Consider the following 16,357-nt stretch of genomic DNA (forward strand, 5'->3'; position numbering starts at 1 on the left):
GTTATAGTAATTGGTCGCCGATGGTAAAGCTCCGGAGTTCTTCCGGGTTGAACGGGCCGATGCGCAGCGCACCGTTGGTCAATTTTACGACGATGTAACTTTCTCCCACCTTCAGTACCTGACCGTCCGGGTTCTCGTGCCGGAATCCCAGTGGGTCCGGAACGGATCGGTGAACGGTCCACTGCTTTCCGGCAAACGTAAAGAAGGCTCCCGGATACGGCGCGGCCTGGGCCCTTATCCAGTTGCGCACGCGTTCGCGGCTCCACGCCCAGTTGATGGCTCCGTCCGCGGGGGTGCGCTTCGGAAAGTAGGTGGCCAGTCGTTCGTCCTGGACGACCGGGTGGATTTGCCCGCGCGCGATACGCTCCAACAGTTCCCCCAGCAGTATAGGATAAATGCGCTGGTATTCACTCAGCACGTCCGCGCCCGTCATTTGATCGGTGATGGGCACTTCCCGCTGAGCTACGATATCGCCGGCGTCCATTTCCGGGGCCATGAGGTGAGCGGTGACCCCGGCGACCGTCTCCCCGTTAATGACGGCCCAGACGTGGGGCGTTCGGCCCCGGTAGCGGGGAAGTAACGACCCGTGGAGGTTGATGGCGTACAGAGACGGTAGCCCGATGATGTCCTCGTCCACCAGGAAGAGGTAGTTAATTGACAACAACACCTCGCACCCGGCCGCGGACAGTACACTCCGGGCCCGGCCGCCGCGGGGATTGCCGACAAAGCACCCAATATTACGGTCCCGGCACGTCTGGATAATGGACGCCGACCCCCGATCGGTGAATACGAAGTTCACCCGGTGAGTGGATAATATCTGCTCCAGACAGGTCTGTCCCAGAGCCCCGCTAACGAGAAGAGTGATCGTCATCGGATGGCAAGTTCGGTGAACAGTTGGCGATACCGGTGCTGAATGTTTCCGTCAAACAGGAGGGCACGCTTCTCCCGACTCCCTAAGATGCGGTCCTGCGAAACGGGAAAGTCATCCTCAAAGGAAAAGGCCAATCCGCCGGAAACAAAGTAGGCGTAAATATCCGCCTGGTTATCGGCGATGGGAAGCAGGTACAGGGTTCCCCCCACGCTCAGGTACTCAAAACTCACCGTACTGGGCGAGGTGATTCCGAAGTCGGAGTCCGCCATTAGCCGGGCCATTTCTTCGGCGCTGACCCCGTGGTGCAGGCGGACCCGCGCGTTCGATGCGGCCAAGTACTGGTCCAGTACGTCCCGGTGAGCGTAGGCGGCTCCGATCACGACGTCCAGGGTGTAGTCCGGACATTCTACCCCGCACTCCTCCAGGACGGTAAGGGTCGCGTTGGGGGGGTCGGCACCGCCCAGGCAGACGAAGCCGGACTTATTGGGCAGGGCCGCCCTAACCGGCGATGTATCCCGGAAAGCCTTCCGCAGAAGGGCGTAGCGGGGACCCAGACAGAACCGGGTGTACGCTTCGGCGGAATAGTCTTCGGGCCGGATGCCCCCCGCGTGATTGATCACGACGTGGGCGAGGAAATGGTACGCGTGAATATCATCGATGCAGACCAGTCGGTGCCCGGCATCGATCACGGATCGTTGGTAAGCCGTACCGAAGTGGTACCCGTCCAGTACCACGATCACGGGACCGTTACCGACCCCTTCAGCGTACCGCAAAAACTCCGTTGGCTCGTCGCTCTCAAGCAGATGGGTACCGGAGCAGGACACGGCGATCTGGTCACTCAGACCCGCAGGACAGTGCCGGTAGGCGAAATAGCAGGCGAAGTCCGGAGCGAGCATTTCCGCTAGCGCGGCGGAACGAATCAAGTGACCGAGCCCCATTTCCGCGTGGCCGTCGGCACGGAAAATGACGACCGGCTTACCCACGACGGAGGTATTGGTACTTGAATTCGGCCAGTTTCCAGTCGGCCGGAGTATCGATGTCCTGGGCCGCGAGTTCGTCGATCTCCAGGCAGCCGGTATTGTCGGTCCACAGCCGGCCGGCGGACAGCACGGGCTCCGGTCGGAACCAGTAAAACATACCGGCGTCGTGGTAGGTCGGCTCGAGGTCCTGGGAACGGCTCGTGAGGTGGTGGGGGTACCGCATGCGCATGCGCCTGTCGTCGTTCAGGGTCAGGGAACGCTGCACCGGGAAGCCGTAGCGTAGTACGGGAAATACGCAGTCGAAGGACTGTCTTTCCAGTAGGTCATAGCCGGAGCGCAGTAAGTCCGGGGTCACGAACGGACTGGCGGGATAAATGCAACATACCGACGCGAACGACACCCCCCGATCGCCGTACGCATCGATCACTTCGGTGATGGCATCAAGCGTGGTGGCGGTATCGTTACTGGTCTCGGCGCTCCTCAGGAACGGAACGTCTGCTCCCAGGGAGGTGGCCACCTGGGAGATCTCCGCATCGTCCGTCGATACCATGACCTCGTCGAAGAGTCCGCACTCCAGGGCCGCGGCGATGGAATACGCGATGATCGGCTTACCCAGAAAGGGCCGGATGTTCTTGCGCGGAATGCGCTTGCTTCCGCCCCGCGCGGGAATGATGGCCAGCCTACCCACCCGCGTACTCCTTTACCCGGGCGATCACGAAATCCTGCTCCTCATCGGTGAGCGTGGGATACATGGGCAGACTTAGTGCACCGGCGTAGTAGTCTTCCGACCGGTGCAGATCCGCGTCTTCGTAGCCGATATCGCGGTAGTAGGGCATGGTGTGTACGGGTATGTAGTGGACCTGGGCGTAAATGCCGTGCTCCCGCAGGTGATCGTAGAGTCCGCGCCGGTCGGGAACTTCGATGACGTAGAGGTGAAAAGCATGGCGGATACTGGTAGCCGGCACGCCGTGGAACCGGATGGCTCCCGCGTCCCCGCCGCTGAATGCTTCGTCGTACCGCCGGGCGATCTCCTGACGGCGTTGCATGCCTTCCTCCGCCCGGGAAAGTTGGCTGATGCCCAGCGCGCAGAGAATGTCCGGAATGCGGTAGTTGTAGCCCAGTTGCTGCATTTCCATGTACCAGCCGCCGTGATTGGGGTAGCGCAGGTTGCCGCGATCGCGGGTGATGCCGTGGGTACGCAGGACTTTCAGGCGTTCGTAGAGGGCCGCGTCGTTGGTGGTGATCATGCCTCCCTCCCCGCTGGCGATGTGCTTCACGGGGTGAAAGCTGAAGATGGCGAGGTCGGCGTAGGCTCCGTTGCCGCACCACTGTTGGATGCCCTTACTGTCCGTGAACCAGCCACCCGGGGCGTGGCAGGCATCCTCGATAAGCCAGAGACCGTGGGCGTCGGCCAGGGCGCGGAAAGCTTCCAAATCGACGGGGTAGCCCGCGAAATCTACGGGGACGATGCCCGTGAAAAAGCCCTTCGGATGGGACTCGATGAGCTCCCGCACCTTTTCCAGGTCCAGCGTCAGCGTCTCCGGGTCGATGTCGGCGAACCAAACCTCGCCCCCGCAGTAGCGTACGCAGTTGGCGCTGGCGGCGAAAGTGATGGGGGTAGTGATGACCCGGGAGTGCTCGTCGACGTCCAGCGCCAGGGCACAGAGGTGGAGGGCGGCCGTACCGTTGGCGACCGCGACGGCGTACTTAGCTCCGATGTAGGCAGCAAACTTTTCCTCGAACTCGTCGACCCGGGGGCCGGTGGTGAGGTAGTCGGCTTTCAGCGCCTCGGTGACGGCGGCGATGTCGGCTTCGGTAATATTCTGCCGGCCGTAGGGGATGGATCGGGTGCTCATACGGCGAATTCGGGGTCGACGTGGGTGACGATGAATTCGCGGAGTTCCTCTACGGATACCCACTCCGTATTGGTGCCGGAGTTGTAGCTGAAGCCGGTCTCCACCAACCGGGCCCCGAACATCCGCTTGAAGTCCTCCAGATTCCAGTTCGGCACCGAAGGGACGATCGCGTAGTACTTGCCCATGTCGTAGGTGTAAAAACTGTCCGAGGGCGTGATCATCTCCTCGTGAATCTTCTCGCCGGGACGAATGCCGACCACCCGTTGTTCCATTTCCGGAGCAATGGCGGTGGCTACGTCGGTAATGCGGTAGCTGGGAATTTTGGGAATGAAGATCTCACCGCCCCAGGCGTTGGCCAGCGCGTGAAAGACCATGTCCACGCCCCCGTCCAGGCTGATGTTGAAGCGCGTCATGCGCGGATCCGTTATCGGCAGAAAGTCCTGCCCCTTCCTGTTGATGAAAAAGGGGATCACCGATCCGTTGGAGCCCATCACGTTGCCGTAGCGCACGACGGAGAAGCGGATGGGGTTTCTGCCCCGGATGTTGTTCGCGGCGATGAACAGCTTATCGCTGGTAAGCTTCGTGGCTCCGTACAGGTTGATGGGCGCGCAGGCTTTATCGGTGCTGAGCGCAACGACCCGCTCGACGGCGGTTTCCAGGCAAGCGTAGATCACGTTCTCGGCACCTCCCACGTTGGTCTTGATGCACTCCGAGGGGTTATACTCCGCCAGATGAACGTGCTTCATGGCCGCGGCGTGGATGACGTAGTCGATGTCCTGCATGGCCCGCACCAGTCGCTCCCGGTCGCGTACGTCACCAATAAAAAAGCGGATCGCCGGGTACGCCTTATTCGGATACTCCTGCGCCATGACGAACTGCTTCTGCTCGTCGCGGCTGAAGATGACCAGGCGGCGCACGTCGGGCCACTGCGAGAAAATGCGCTTCGTAAGCGCCTTCCCGAGGGAGCCGGTGCCGCCGGTGATGAGGAGGGATTTGCCGTTGAGATCTAAATGTGTCATAAGCCAAGCAAAGGTACACTCAATTGGTAACCGGTGCGTGGGAAGGCAATTCTAGTCTTGCGTTGGAGCCGGCCGGAATTGCCAGTCTTCCAGATATACCCGAAGGTGTGATAGATTGGGTGACCACGCTAGCTTGCCCCCGTTGTCACGCCACTTCCTATAGTGCTCGAGCAGCCATTCGGTCACCGGCTCCCGGGCGGCAAAAACCCGGCCCGCGCCGGTCAGTTCTACGAGTTCGGAAAGTTCCGGGTCAGCGGGACCATTGACCAGCGCCAGAATCGGCCGGCCGGCGTACAGATATTCGTACAACTTCGCGGTAAGTACACCGTAGTAGTTCTGCGCCGACCAATTCAGCAATAGCAGTACTTGGGCGGCGTGTTGCATGGATTGCGCGATCGCGGGAGCAACGTAGGTCTGGGTATCGCGGTGGATTTCTTTGTGTAGGGTCGCGAGCCATAGATCCCAAAGCACGTTGTCCTTGCCCCGGTATATGAGTTCCACCTTTCGCGGATCGATCTGACCGGCCGCCACGAGTTCATTCAGCGCAGACACCAGGGGTTCGACTGACTGCAGGCGATCATACAGGCTACCCGTATAGAGAATCGTGAATCGTTCGCTGGGGGGGGCCGTAGTGGCCGGGGGGAGCCCGGTCAGGCGATTACGCCGAATGATGGGTGCGGGATAGATCTCCCGCAGATGTCCTACCTGTCCTTCGGAAACCCCCCATACTTCGTCGGCACTGGCAATCATTCGTCGAGCCCACCAGCGTTGTAGAGCGGGCCACCACACATCCTTACGCACGGGGTCTGCATGGATATCGCGGAAATCAGCGATCCAGCGTAATTGGGGAAACCGCTTCTTCAGCTTTCTCGCCACTAGGTGATCCGACCAGGGGCGGAAGGAGGAAAAGATCGTCCCGATTCCTTCCGTTTCAATCAGGCGGACGGCCTCCCGGTAAGCGCTGCGACGATATAGAGGGCCGCCGTCGTCCGTGAAGTAAAGAAAAGGGAAGGATTGTCGTAGGCGAAGAAGAGGGCCGGCAAACCTTCGGCGCAAGCTATCGTGGGGAAGGGTGCCCGCGGGTCCGTCACCGCTCATCAGTGATCTTAAATCCTGTGCCGGTAGCGGAGTGATGATCAATCCGGGAGGATCTTCTCCAACAAACTTTCTGTCCGCGCGGATAACGAAAACCTGCTCATACTGCTGGAGCGCCCGGGTAGCTAAATGGCCAAGTCGACGACCGGCAACGGCGGGACGTGGCGGAAAATAATTGGTGAGAAAAAGAATTTTTTCCGCCTCCACGAATACGCTCGATTTAGTTAGGCATTGTAGCCACCCGCTGACCGTTCGTTCGCGGCATTTCTCCTGAAAACGGGGACTTCCGGAAATGCCCGGTACACCATGTCGGATTCCGGTTGCAAAATGACCCAGGCGGTCAGGAAAAGAATTTTGAGATCCACCCAGAATGACTGGTTTGCCTGGTACCACTGCTCGATCTTTCCCTTGTGGGGATAAATAACCTTCCGGTAGTAAGCCCACGTATCCCCGCCGCTGTCACGTACCTCCGTGATCAACTGTTCTTCGTCACGAAACACAATACTACCGATGCCGGTGATCCCAGGCTTGACGTTGTAGATTACCGCCTGCACTGCCTCCGGATACTGATCGAAGCTTTTCCGCATGACGGGGCGAGGACCGACAAAACTCATATCCCCAAAAAGCACGTTGAGTAATTGAGGAAGTTCGTTAATCTTTGATTTGCGCAAAAATCCGCCCATGGGGGTGATGCGGGGGTCCTTGGCCGTGGTAATGATGCCCCCCTTCATGTTTGGGCTATCTTTAAGCATCGTGGCGAACTTATAAATACTGAACGGACGGTTACGGTAACCGATACGCTCCTGGAGATAGAAGACATATCCTTCTCCCGTTAGCCGCAGACCGATCACGATGGGAATCAGCAGGGGACTAAGGACAATCAGCGCAATGAGGGCAAAAACAAAATCGAAAAATCGCTTGATATACTGGTACATCCTTACATTTTCTGGTCGAGTGACCGCCCCGTCTCCATGTGCTCAAAATTGGGAATAAAATCCGCGATGAGGCGTACGATGGCGGCCTTGTCAATTTGATTGTCCTGAAATTGAGCCGTTAATTTGGCAAACATCACATCGATATCCCGGGTACTCTTGCGTCCCGCGTTCAGAATTACACCGAGTTGCTCGAATCGTGAGTGGTCCACCGCTTCCCCCTCGGTGAAGAATTCCTCGTAAGGTTTTTCCCCCGACGTACTGCTGCCGAAAAAATACACGGGGTACCGGGTCGATCGTTGCGTGAGTTGGGTGGCCTTTTCCCGGGCCTCCTGCTCAGTGTCGCAGTAATCCGGATCGTACGCGCCGTATTCCCGTAGAAAGTCTACGGCGATGCTGGAAAAGGTGCGCATTTGCTCTTCCCTCAAGTTAGGGAAAAAGATTTCTCCGCTACGGCCTAAAATACAGGCCAGCAGGCAGATCTGGCCGGACTCTTCCGGGCTTACGAAGTACCGCTTTACGTCGTTGGGGGAACTCAGCGGTTGCTCCTTCATCATGCGTTCCAGGAAGCCGAACAATAAACTGCCATTGGAAAAGGCCACATTGGCGAAGCGGGCCGTGCTGATCTTTATTCGGTCCGAATACGCCAAAATCAGTTCTTCCATCAACTTCTTGCTGGCACCCATCACGTTCACTGGGTTAGCTGCCTTATCCGTAGAGACGCAAAAGAAGTGTTTAGGAGGGTAGGCCAATAGTAGTTCCAAGAGATGCCGGGCTTTAAGCACGTTATTGTCTATCATCGCCTCAATAGAATAATGATCCTTTTCGCTACGGACGTGCTTATGGGCGGCGAAATTTGCTACGATGTCAAACGGACCTTCGTTGCGCATGATTTTGGAGAATACCGGATCTCCGAAGTTGATGGGATATGGCTTATAATCGTCCGGCACGTTCAGGTCGGCGGCGGAGCGCAGGTCCCGTGTCAACTCCGTAAGGCCATTTTCGTTGGTATCCACCACGTACAGTCGGGCGGGACGAAATTTGAGTAGCGCGCGGATAAAGGAGGAACCGATAGTGCCGGCTCCGCCAATGACGAGTGCCGACTTGCCGTCGATTTCCCGCGCCAGTTCGGCACGGTAGCGTGCGAGATCACCGGCAAACAGGCTTTCTTCCCGTTCGGTCACGTACTGACTGATAAAATTATTAAGACTAAAATGTTTCATTCGTTATGTAGGCGCTTTAGGCGTGATAAAACTCTCTAATCGTGGTTACGACCTCTCCGAGTTGTGCTTCGCTCAATCCACTAGAACTCGGAATACTAATGGCCGTAGCGTGGACTCGGCTTGCATGATTGCGTTCGGTGACGTACCGTAGGGAAGCGTACATGGGGAGTTGATTCATGGGCGTCCAGAAGGGGCGCGACTGCACTCCCCGGTCGTTCAGAAAGGTCAGCAGTTCCCGCATCCGGGCGGTCCGGAAAGTAAACAGCCAGCAGTTGGGGTCCACTCCATCGGTGATTTGCTGGAACTGGATGTCCCCTACCCCGCTCAATTGCGCGCGATAAAATGCATCCATTCGCTTTTTGTACTGGATCAACTCCGGCAGTTGCTCCATCTGGGCCAGGCCGATGGCCGCCAGCACGTTCACTAGTCGGTAATTGTACCCTACTTCGTCGTGGAAGTAGTCGAGTGGGTCGGTTTTCGCCGTAGTCGTGAGGTGCTTAGCCCGGTCGGCTAGTACTGCATCCTGCGTAAAGATCATCCCTCCCCCGCCGGTAGTAATGATCTTATTGCCGTTGAAACTACTTGTGCCGAAGGTGCCGAAGGTGCCCGCGTGTTTTCCCTTCCAGGTGCTCCCCAGGGCTTCGGTACTGTCTTCGATGATTGGAAGATCGTGATCTCGACAGATCGCGAGTAGCCGGTCCATGTCGCACATATTGCCCAGAACGTGTACGGGCATGATGGCGGCAATCCGGCGGTCATCCGCCTTCAGATAGCGGACACCCGCCTTGCCGTAGGTATCCGAGGTGAGGAACCGCTGCAGCAAGTCGAGGTCGAGTTGCCAGCTTTCCGGGTCGATGTCCAGCAACAGCGGCTCGGCCTTGGTGTAGGAGATTGCATTGAGCGTGGCCACGAAGGTCAGATTCGGGGCGAGTACGTAGTCGCCGGTACCGATCCCCAGTAAATTCATCGCCGTATGCAGACCGGCGGTTCCGTTCATGCATGAAATAGCGTGGCGGCTTCCGGTGAAAGATGCAATGGATTCTTCGAACTTACTTACGTAAGCCCCGGCCGTGGATACCCAGCCGGTGTCTAGGCATTCCTTGACGTACGTCCATTCGTTACCGGCAAGGTGGGGGATGGAAAGTGGGATCATAGATTATACTGTAGAGGCAAGATAAGTTAGGGCCTGGGGCTAAGAGGTGGGCTAATTCGTTTAGCCGGGTTACCAATTACGGTGGTGCGGGGGGCGACGTCCTCCAGAACGACTGCACCGGCACCAATGGTCGACCATTGTCCGATATTCACGCCCTGTTTGATTATTGCGTTGGCACCGACAAAGGCTCCTTCCCCTACTCTCACGTTGCCGGCCAGGACCGCGCCCGGTGCAATGTGGGCAAAAGCCTCGATGACACATTCGTGTTCAATAATGCTTGAAGTATTTAGAATGACTCCAACCTCAACTTTGGCGAGAGCATTGACAGTAACTTGAGGTGCCAGCAGTACACCAGCCGATATACAAGCCAGGGGGGAAACAACTGCCGAGGGGTGGAGAGCCGGAAATGCTAACTTACGATCACAGGTGAGTAGCCGCTCCGTGATGACCTTGCGGTGGTGATTGTTTCCTACGGCTACAAACAAATCGACGCCTGGGGGTAGGGCAATCAGTTGGGTCGCCGAATCTTCACCAAGATATTTTAATTTATAAGGATTCGTAGTTTTCTGTTCCCGCTCAAAATAGCCATACAGTGAACGCCCAGTCGCTAGGATTACATCAGCAACGACGAATGCGTGTCCGGAATATCCAATAAGTGTCGTGGCCTCGATTGCTTTTCTTATTTTTTAGAAAATGTTATTCTATCACAAATTCTCTTAGCTCAAGGTAGAGCAAGAATCCGCCTTAAACAACAGCGACCGGTAGCGACGTAGCAATTCCGCGTGTATATGATTGCGATCAAACTTATTCTCTATTATTTGCCGCAATTTCACCGCCATCCGTTTCATCTGTTCCGGGTGAGTGAGGGCATTTTCGATCGCATCCAGTAGAGCCGGACCATTTCTGGCCGGAAATACAAGCCCCGTTGATCGGTGATCGACAATATCGATATTTCCCGGAACATCCGAACAAACAATGGGCAACTCCATGGCCCCCGCTTGTAAGAGTACGTTGGGGAAACCTTCACGGTGGGAGGGAAAGACCAGCAAATCCGCAGCGTACATAAAAGCCGGCACGTCGTCAGTCCAGTGCAGATGTACAATTGCCGGATTGCTTTCGATAATCCTTCGGGTCGTAGGCAATAATTTTTCTTCGTCGCGCTCCTCTTCGAGGGGACCGATGAGCAGCAACTTTAGTTGCGGTCGCTTCTTCACCAATTGCGCGAAACTACTGACTAACTCGTCAATACCTTTATCGTGTACCAGTCTCCCAACGTACAATAAGTAAGACGCAGCCGGCGAATAAGAAAATGCCTTTCGTGCGGCGGATATTCGATGGTCACTAACGCTTAAGGAGGAGAAGTACCTTAGGTCAATCCCATTAGACGATCCATCGGCCACCATCTCCAGTTTATTTTTAGGATAAAGCCCCATTCGTCGAACATCGTCGAGTAAGGTTGGCCCGTTCGCCCAAATGTGTTGAGCGGCGTAACCGGTCACTTTCTCCGCCAGCCACAGTAAAACACGCCTACTGCCCCGGGCAGTCACTAGCGGAAGACCACCCAGGGTATGAATACGTATGGGCACGCCGGTAAATCGGGCCGCTAACATTCCTAATAGGCCTGCCTTGGGAGTATGTGTATGAACAATATCGGGCCGTAGTTGACGCATCAGCGTTATTAACTGTATTATGGCGCGCACGTCCTGCCAGGGGGTCATGCGTCGCGTAAGGGGCGCTTCAAAGTGCGGCCAACTGAAAGTTTGCCCGGGTGCCATACGATCATCCCCCGCTACGCTCACTACCCTGAAGCCATGATCCCTCATATACGGTAGCTGACCATCCAGTAGCACGCTAAGGGAGGTCCTGGAAGTAGTGATGCGTAATAAGGTAGGTTTGCGACCCAGTACCGTTGACTTCATTTGTCTACTGCGGGCAACTCGATGGCTTCGCGTAGCGCTGTTTCGTACGTCAACGCCAATTCTTCCCGATCGAAGTGCGCACGCGCGTAAGTATATCCCGACACACCCATAGCATTGCGTTCATCCTCGGTCGTAGAATAAATGCTACGAATTTTGTTAGCAATGTCCCGGATGTTTTCCGGTTCGGCATACACTCCGCAACCGGCTGTTTCCACTAGTTCACGAGAGACTCCATCGATTAACAGAAGGATGGGCCGGCGACAAGACATATAGTCGAAAGTCTTATTAGAATAGATCGTCTTGAAGGTATCCACCCGCTTTAAAACCGAGGTTCCAAATTCAGATGCCGCAATGTATCGAAATACTTCTCGTTTGGGGACCGGATCAATAAACTCTATATTCTTGAGGCCGCGTTCATTGACCTCTTTGCGCAAGTGGGGTTTCTCCATACCGTCTCCAATGAGAACAAAGTGTACCGGCACGTCAGTAAGAGTTTGGGCCACCTCTACCAATTGCATTAGGTGGTTTGCTACTCCGTGCGCCCCAACGTAGGTAATTACGAATCGATCGTCCCACCCCATTTTTCTTCGAAATGCCGATCTGTTGAAATCAAATAATACGTTTTCCGCCAAAGTAAAGTCCGCTGCATTCGGAATGAAAATGACTTTATCGGCCGGGACGTTCTTCTTATTTATCAAAGTGGACCGAAAAGCAGGTGTAAGCACGTTGATTAACCGGGCTTTCCGATACATCATGGCTTCGAACCAGTACGCGAGGCGTATTATTGCCTTGTTGCGCAAAACCCCCGTATCGATAGCGGATTCGGGCCAAAGATCACGCACTTCAAAAACAAAAGGCTTTTTTCGGATCAGTGATAATAGCAAAGCCGTAATACCAACAAAAAGCGGGGGGGACGTCACCAAAATAACGTCATAGTCTTTTTTTAACTTGAACAGCCCACCGTAAAGAGAAGAAAAAACAAAGGAAAAGTAACCCCATAGACGCCCAATGAATCCCCGGTTATAGGCTTCGGAAACATGACAACGAAGTACCGAGACCGATCCATGATCTTTACGGACATAGTATTTACCCCGGTACTCCGGTCTTTTTTCGTGGGCGTTAGCGTGCATCATCCCTGCGAGCACCTGAATTTCGTGTCCCCGATCGGCCCACACCCGGGTCATTTCATTAAAACGCGAACCGCCACCATCGTCCTCTTCCAGGTAATACTGGTGGATTAATAAAATTTTCATCGGAGCCGAATTTCAGTAATAATCGTTTTTTTAGTTGTGGTGAATCTCCATACCTCGGTGGTCTCTTTCTTTCCGTAATACCCTGAATACAAACCTTGTAGAATTTCCGGATCCAGCGTATTACCCTCAGCATCCCTTGCCGTCAACTGAAAATTATCGAAAAATAAAGGTGAAGGATTCCAGTGCTGTTGTATGGGCAGTGGGGTTGCATGATCTACCTCATCCCGAACGACCCAGCAAGACTTAGCCGGCATATAGCTGACTTCCCGGGTATGCGTAATGTTTGTTCCCAACTCAGCAAATGCTTCAATCTGACCCCTGAACTTAAGCGTATCCGCTTCTTTCCACAAACTGGCACCCCGCGCCTTTGACCAGTGAAACCAGACAAACCTGGGGCCCTTCTTCATCTGATCATAGTCTCCCAATGTGATGGTATTATGGGATCTGGTTCCATTAAAATACCGCAGCAATTCCGGTTCGGCATTGTATCGGTAAGTTCCTGCATCGCGCAGGATGTTATCTCCCTGGTACCATATATCTATATGCAGATTGTCAGCGTGGGACGGTCGGTCGCGGTAGCTACCGCATTTGATGAACGTAAGGTCGTTCGGAGACGATCGCATCAGGTAGTATCCTCCGACAGTAAATTCGGCCAGCGTCGGGAGACGGTAAGTTGCACTTTGGGGAGCACTCCTGATCATTACACCGTACCATGATGTGGCTTCCGCCGCGGCCTCGCGACAACGTTCGTATGCTCCTCGTGTTTCTTCGTTATCCCAGCCAGCATCGATCAGCGCCGCAGCTAGCGCGCCCAGTTCCGGACGATAATCCCTGTAATCCGCGTCGGTGAGCGGGAAAAAAAGCGCGCCATCGTTTGCCCCATAGTTTGGCAAATGACCATTTTGGTCGATCATGCACGCAGAAAGGTATTGAAGGGATGCCGCTGACTTCTGGTAAACTACTCTCGACCAAGGCTGGTCATTCACTTTTGCTAGGCGGATTGCCCACGTGAGCAACTGAACCGTCACCCGGTGATAATTGTGGGAAAACTGCAAGAAAGTGCCGTCATCGTAAATTTGGTAATCCACCTCTTCCTCAAACCATTTCGCGCCCTCTTTCTGCCACTTAGCCACTTCGGGAAAGAAGGGGAACAACCATCCACTAAGTGCAAGCAACAAAGTTTCCGTCAGCGCGTGGTTGTTGCGCACGGCAATGCGGGAAAAATGAATGTTTTCGTATACGTGATGGATCTGCCAATAAATTGCATGAATTATTTGAGAGAAGCGATCCTCCGTCAAGACTGTCGCATCTCGGTAGTAATGTAGCGCGAACGTCCAGTTCAGTACGCGTAGGGATATCTCCTGACTGCACCGCCAATTCGGGCCACGATTAATGGGGTTACCTTCAATCCAGCGAATTATTTCTTCAACGACAGCTTCACTGCGATCATCGCCCGAGTGATAGTCCAGGCGAATCATCGGCAACAGGTGCGAGAATCGTGATCGTTCCCAAACGTACTTTATGTCACCCTTATCCTGGTCGTAATCTGGTATTTCCGTCCAGTGATCGTCGGAATACCGGTAACCCGTATTCGGGTTCAGCCACCAGTCAGGTTGCGTACCTATTTTCTTCCATTCCGCCGAAAAATATTGAAATTCCCCACTTACCAGTCGGTTAGTGTATTCTTTGAGATCTCCTGATGGATTGCGCGGGAACGAAAGCGCTTGCCGGGAATTAAAAAAAAACGCCGGAGTATTCCGGCGCCATTCTGAAAGGGAGCAAAATGTCCGATGAGGGGGGGCGGATGGGAACCTGCGACGGAGCCACCCGGTACGTCGACTCAACTCATACCACAGTCGAAAGCCCACGTAACGTGGCCCCATGTTCCGGGCAAGATTGACGGCACTCTGTAGCTTCTCGATCATACGGGAACGCTTACCCAGCTTTTGGTTTTGAGTGATTCGACTATAGCCAGTGCTGCTCTGCTCACGTTTATTATCTCGGCGTAGGGTATGAGTTCAATGTCGCCAGTTTTCACACCCTCCATAAGCCTGGTGAACTGGTTCCGGTGTCCCTTGTCGAGACGTGTCGAAAATTTCTTAAGGCCCGGCACTCCGAAGCCTTTCGTTTTGCGGAAGTTGTCCATCACGATGGTCCCCCCCCGGCTGTAGACTTCCAGGCGTTCCTTTGAATAGGATTTATCACCATTGGCGAAGTAATTGATTACTCCCTGGTCCCCATTGGCAAAGCGTAACAGAATACTCGCATTGTCCGTATTATCCTCCGGGTGAAGTCCTAAAGCGGAAGTACACACTTCCGTTACCAGACTACCGCTGAGGAAAACTAATAGATCAATAAAATGACAAGCCTCTCCGACCAACCGGCCGCCGCCGGTCTGCATATCGTGTACCCAGACCTCCGGTGGAATGGCACCGGCATTCATCGTCGCGATCATATTCTTGGGGGCTTTTGGATCTAGTACGGCTTTAATTTTCTCGGTGTGCGGGCTAAACCGCCGATTAAAGCCGACCATAAGGCCTCCGGACGAAGACGCGTATGCCTCCATGACCTTGTTCAGTCCCTCCTCATCTATGGCTAGGGGTTTTTCCACGAATGCGTGCTTTCCCGCGCCCAGCACTTCCGCAATCATGGGAGCATGCAAATGGTGGCGGGTAGCGATCAGGACGCACCCCAACTGCGGGTCATCCAGCAATTCTCGGTAGTCGGTTGTACTTCGGGTAATTCCGTGCTTTTTTGCTAACGCGGTGGCATTAACGCCCCCCGCTCCCGCGATGAAGGACAGGTCCGCACCCGTTTTATCTAGGGCCGGCAGCATGGTCATCTTAGTGAAATTGCCTGCGCCAATTATTCCTACCGTCGATCCGGTCGCTTTTTTCTTATTAGGCGGATTGACGACGACACTGCGTGCTTCGCTGACCTCTTCAGGATATTCTAAAATAGATGCAATCGAATTGGATTGTCCCATGTGCTCGTAGATCCGTCCGTATTCCGCTAGCGGGACCCTCTCGGTAATGAGCGATTGAACATCCAATCGACCCCGCTCAATGGCTTCCAATACGGCCTGGAAGTTGCGCTGCTCCGTCCACCGTACAAAGCCGATCGGATAATCTTGACCCTTCTCCTCGTATTCCGCATCGTATCGGCCCGGCCCGTAGGAGCAGGATACCTGGAAACTTAACTCTTTTTCGTAGAATTCGGAGCGGTTCAATTGCAAGCCCACCACCCCCACCAGGATGATCCGTCCGCGCTTGCGGCACATCCGGGCGGCCTGGGACACAATAGCGTCGGTTTTGGCCGACGCGGTGATGATGACTCCATCGACACCCACCCCATCCGTAAGGTGACTCGTCGCGGCGACTGGGTCGGTCGTACTAGGATTGAACGTGGTTATTCCTTTGTTCCGCGCAAACTCCAGCTTTTGTTCATCCAGGTCCAGTCCGATAACCCGACAACCATTTGCCAGTAAGAGCTCGGCGGTTATCAGACCGATCAATCCAAGCCCGAAAACAACAACCGTTTCTCCGAGCGTGGGCTGCAGTAATCGGATGCCCTGCAGGCCAATGGCACTGATGACCGTAAAGGCTGCCTCCTCGTCACTCACTCCTTCCGGCACCCGAGCCACTAAGTTTTGGGGCACGGTTACAAACTCTGCATGGGGTCCATTAGAAACTACACGATCACCTGCACGAAATCTGGTAACGTCGGGTCCGACGGCTTCGACGATTCCGGCGTTGCAGTACCCAAGCGGTAATGGCTGTCCTAATTTGTTGAACACAGCCTCCAGCGTGGGCAGCAGACCCTCTGCCTGGATTTTATCCAGTACCATCTTCACCTTTTCGGGCTGCTGTCGCGCTTTGGCCACCAATCCCGCCTTTCCGAATTCCACTAGCATACGCTCAGTGCCCAACGACACTAGTGACCTTCGTGTGCGGATCAACACCTGACCCCGCCCGACACGAGGGACGGGAACCTCTTCCAGAATGGTCTCACCGGACCTGAGATTTTGAATGAGTTGCTTCATATCGTTGTTTGGAG

General features: G+C 54.9%; 14 protein-coding genes. All 14 read right to left on the minus strand.

From position 1 onward, the window contains the following. Position 1: 1 nt before the first annotated feature. The 14 genes from NMA52_RS12450 to NMA52_RS12510 all read right to left on the minus strand — a co-directional run bounded on the left by NMA52_RS12450 (position 2) and on the right by NMA52_RS12510 (position 16,343). A complete protein-coding gene (locus tag NMA52_RS12450) occupies positions 2–871 on the minus strand; it encodes a methionyl-tRNA formyltransferase (RefSeq protein WP_254828007.1) in 870 nt (289 codons plus the stop codon). Beyond that, positions 868–1,854 (minus strand): UDP-2,4-diacetamido-2,4,6-trideoxy-beta-L-altropyranose hydrolase, encoded by a 987-nt coding sequence (gene pseG, locus NMA52_RS12455; RefSeq protein WP_254828008.1) that lies wholly within the window; start codon positions 1,852–1,854, stop codon positions 868–870. Before pseG ends, NMA52_RS12450 begins: the two co-directional genes overlap by 4 nt. Further along, entirely contained in the window at positions 1,847–2,539 is a 693-nt protein-coding gene (gene pseF / locus NMA52_RS12460; RefSeq protein ID WP_254828009.1) for a pseudaminic acid cytidylyltransferase, read from the minus strand. The genes pseG and pseF overlap by 8 nt, the downstream gene beginning before the upstream one ends. Next, on the minus strand, positions 2,532–3,707 hold the full coding sequence (gene pseC / locus NMA52_RS12465; RefSeq protein ID WP_254828010.1) for a UDP-4-amino-4,6-dideoxy-N-acetyl-beta-L-altrosamine transaminase: 1,176 nt from the start codon (positions 3,705–3,707) through the stop codon (positions 2,532–2,534). Before pseC ends, pseF begins: the two co-directional genes overlap by 8 nt. After that, positions 3,704–4,726 carry a UDP-N-acetylglucosamine 4,6-dehydratase (inverting) gene (pseB, locus tag NMA52_RS12470; protein WP_254828011.1) on the minus strand — a complete coding sequence of 341 codons (1,023 nt, stop codon included), beginning with the start codon at positions 4,724–4,726 and terminating at the stop codon, positions 3,704–3,706. The genes pseC and pseB overlap by 4 nt, the downstream gene beginning before the upstream one ends. Before the next feature lie 51 nt (positions 4,727–4,777). Further along, positions 4,778–5,824 (minus strand): hypothetical protein, encoded by a 1,047-nt coding sequence (locus NMA52_RS12475; RefSeq protein WP_254828012.1) that lies wholly within the window; start codon positions 5,822–5,824, stop codon positions 4,778–4,780. A gap of 221 nt (positions 5,825–6,045) precedes the next feature. Beyond that, positions 6,046–6,756, minus strand: a complete 711-nt coding sequence (locus NMA52_RS12480) for a sugar transferase (protein ID WP_254828013.1) — start codon at positions 6,754–6,756, stop codon at positions 6,046–6,048. A gap of 2 nt (positions 6,757–6,758) precedes the next feature. Next, positions 6,759–7,976 carry a polysaccharide biosynthesis protein gene (locus NMA52_RS12485; protein WP_254828014.1) on the minus strand — a complete coding sequence of 406 codons (1,218 nt, stop codon included), beginning with the start codon at positions 7,974–7,976 and terminating at the stop codon, positions 6,759–6,761. A gap of 16 nt (positions 7,977–7,992) precedes the next feature. Next, positions 7,993–9,129, minus strand: a complete 1,137-nt coding sequence (locus NMA52_RS12490) for a LegC family aminotransferase (RefSeq protein WP_254828015.1) — start codon at positions 9,127–9,129, stop codon at positions 7,993–7,995. 26 nt (positions 9,130–9,155) lie between these two features. Continuing rightward, complete coding sequence (locus NMA52_RS19195; protein WP_371930970.1) at positions 9,156–9,812, minus strand: acetyltransferase; 657 nt, start codon at positions 9,810–9,812, stop codon at positions 9,156–9,158. A gap of 33 nt (positions 9,813–9,845) precedes the next feature. After that, a complete protein-coding gene (locus NMA52_RS12495) occupies positions 9,846–11,048 on the minus strand; it encodes a glycosyltransferase family 4 protein (protein ID WP_371930967.1) in 1,203 nt (400 codons plus the stop codon). Beyond that, positions 11,045–12,301 (minus strand): glycosyltransferase family 4 protein, encoded by a 1,257-nt coding sequence (locus NMA52_RS12500; RefSeq protein ID WP_254828017.1) that lies wholly within the window; start codon positions 12,299–12,301, stop codon positions 11,045–11,047. The genes NMA52_RS12495 and NMA52_RS12500 overlap by 4 nt, the downstream gene beginning before the upstream one ends. Then, positions 12,298–14,226 carry an alginate lyase family protein gene (locus NMA52_RS12505; protein ID WP_254828018.1) on the minus strand — a complete coding sequence of 643 codons (1,929 nt, stop codon included), beginning with the start codon at positions 14,224–14,226 and terminating at the stop codon, positions 12,298–12,300. The genes NMA52_RS12500 and NMA52_RS12505 overlap by 4 nt, the downstream gene beginning before the upstream one ends. Further along, on the minus strand, positions 14,223–16,343 hold the full coding sequence (locus NMA52_RS12510) for a bi-domain-containing oxidoreductase (protein ID WP_254828019.1): 2,121 nt from the start codon (positions 16,341–16,343) through the stop codon (positions 14,223–14,225). Before NMA52_RS12510 ends, NMA52_RS12505 begins: the two co-directional genes overlap by 4 nt. Positions 16,344–16,357 lie beyond the last annotated feature (14 nt).

This window comes from Lewinella sp. JB7, from assembly GCF_024297185.1.
Taxonomy (GTDB): domain Bacteria; phylum Bacteroidota; class Bacteroidia; order Chitinophagales; family Saprospiraceae; genus Neolewinella.

What these genes read in the sequence shown, in the direction of transcription:
- NMA52_RS12505 (WP_254828018.1), bottom strand. Translation starts at nt 14,226, where the DNA reads ATGATCGAGAAGCTACAGAGTGCCGTCAATCTTGCCCGGAACATGGGG.
- pseC (WP_254828010.1), bottom strand. Translation starts at nt 3,707, where the DNA reads ATGAGCACCCGATCCATCCCCTACGGCCGGCAGAATATTACCGAAGCC.
- NMA52_RS12450 (WP_254828007.1), bottom strand. Translation starts at nt 871, where the DNA reads ATGACGATCACTCTTCTCGTTAGCGGGGCTCTGGGACAGACCTGTCTG.
- NMA52_RS12480 (WP_254828013.1), bottom strand. Translation starts at nt 6,756, where the DNA reads ATGTACCAGTATATCAAGCGATTTTTCGATTTTGTTTTTGCCCTCATT.
- NMA52_RS12510 (WP_254828019.1), bottom strand. Translation starts at nt 16,343, where the DNA reads ATGAAGCAACTCATTCAAAATCTCAGGTCCGGTGAGACCATTCTGGAA.
- NMA52_RS12500 (WP_254828017.1), bottom strand. Translation starts at nt 12,301, where the DNA reads ATGAAAATTTTATTAATCCACCAGTATTACCTGGAAGAGGACGATGGT.
- NMA52_RS12490 (WP_254828015.1), bottom strand. Translation starts at nt 9,129, where the DNA reads ATGATCCCACTTTCCATCCCCCACCTTGCCGGTAACGAATGGACGTAC.
- pseB (WP_254828011.1), bottom strand. Translation starts at nt 4,726, where the DNA reads ATGACACATTTAGATCTCAACGGCAAATCCCTCCTCATCACCGGCGGC.
- NMA52_RS12475 (WP_254828012.1), bottom strand. Translation starts at nt 5,824, where the DNA reads ATGAGCGGTGACGGACCCGCGGGCACCCTTCCCCACGATAGCTTGCGC.
- NMA52_RS12485 (WP_254828014.1), bottom strand. Translation starts at nt 7,976, where the DNA reads ATGAAACATTTTAGTCTTAATAATTTTATCAGTCAGTACGTGACCGAA.
- NMA52_RS12495 (WP_371930967.1), bottom strand. Translation starts at nt 11,048, where the DNA reads ATGAAGTCAACGGTACTGGGTCGCAAACCTACCTTATTACGCATCACT.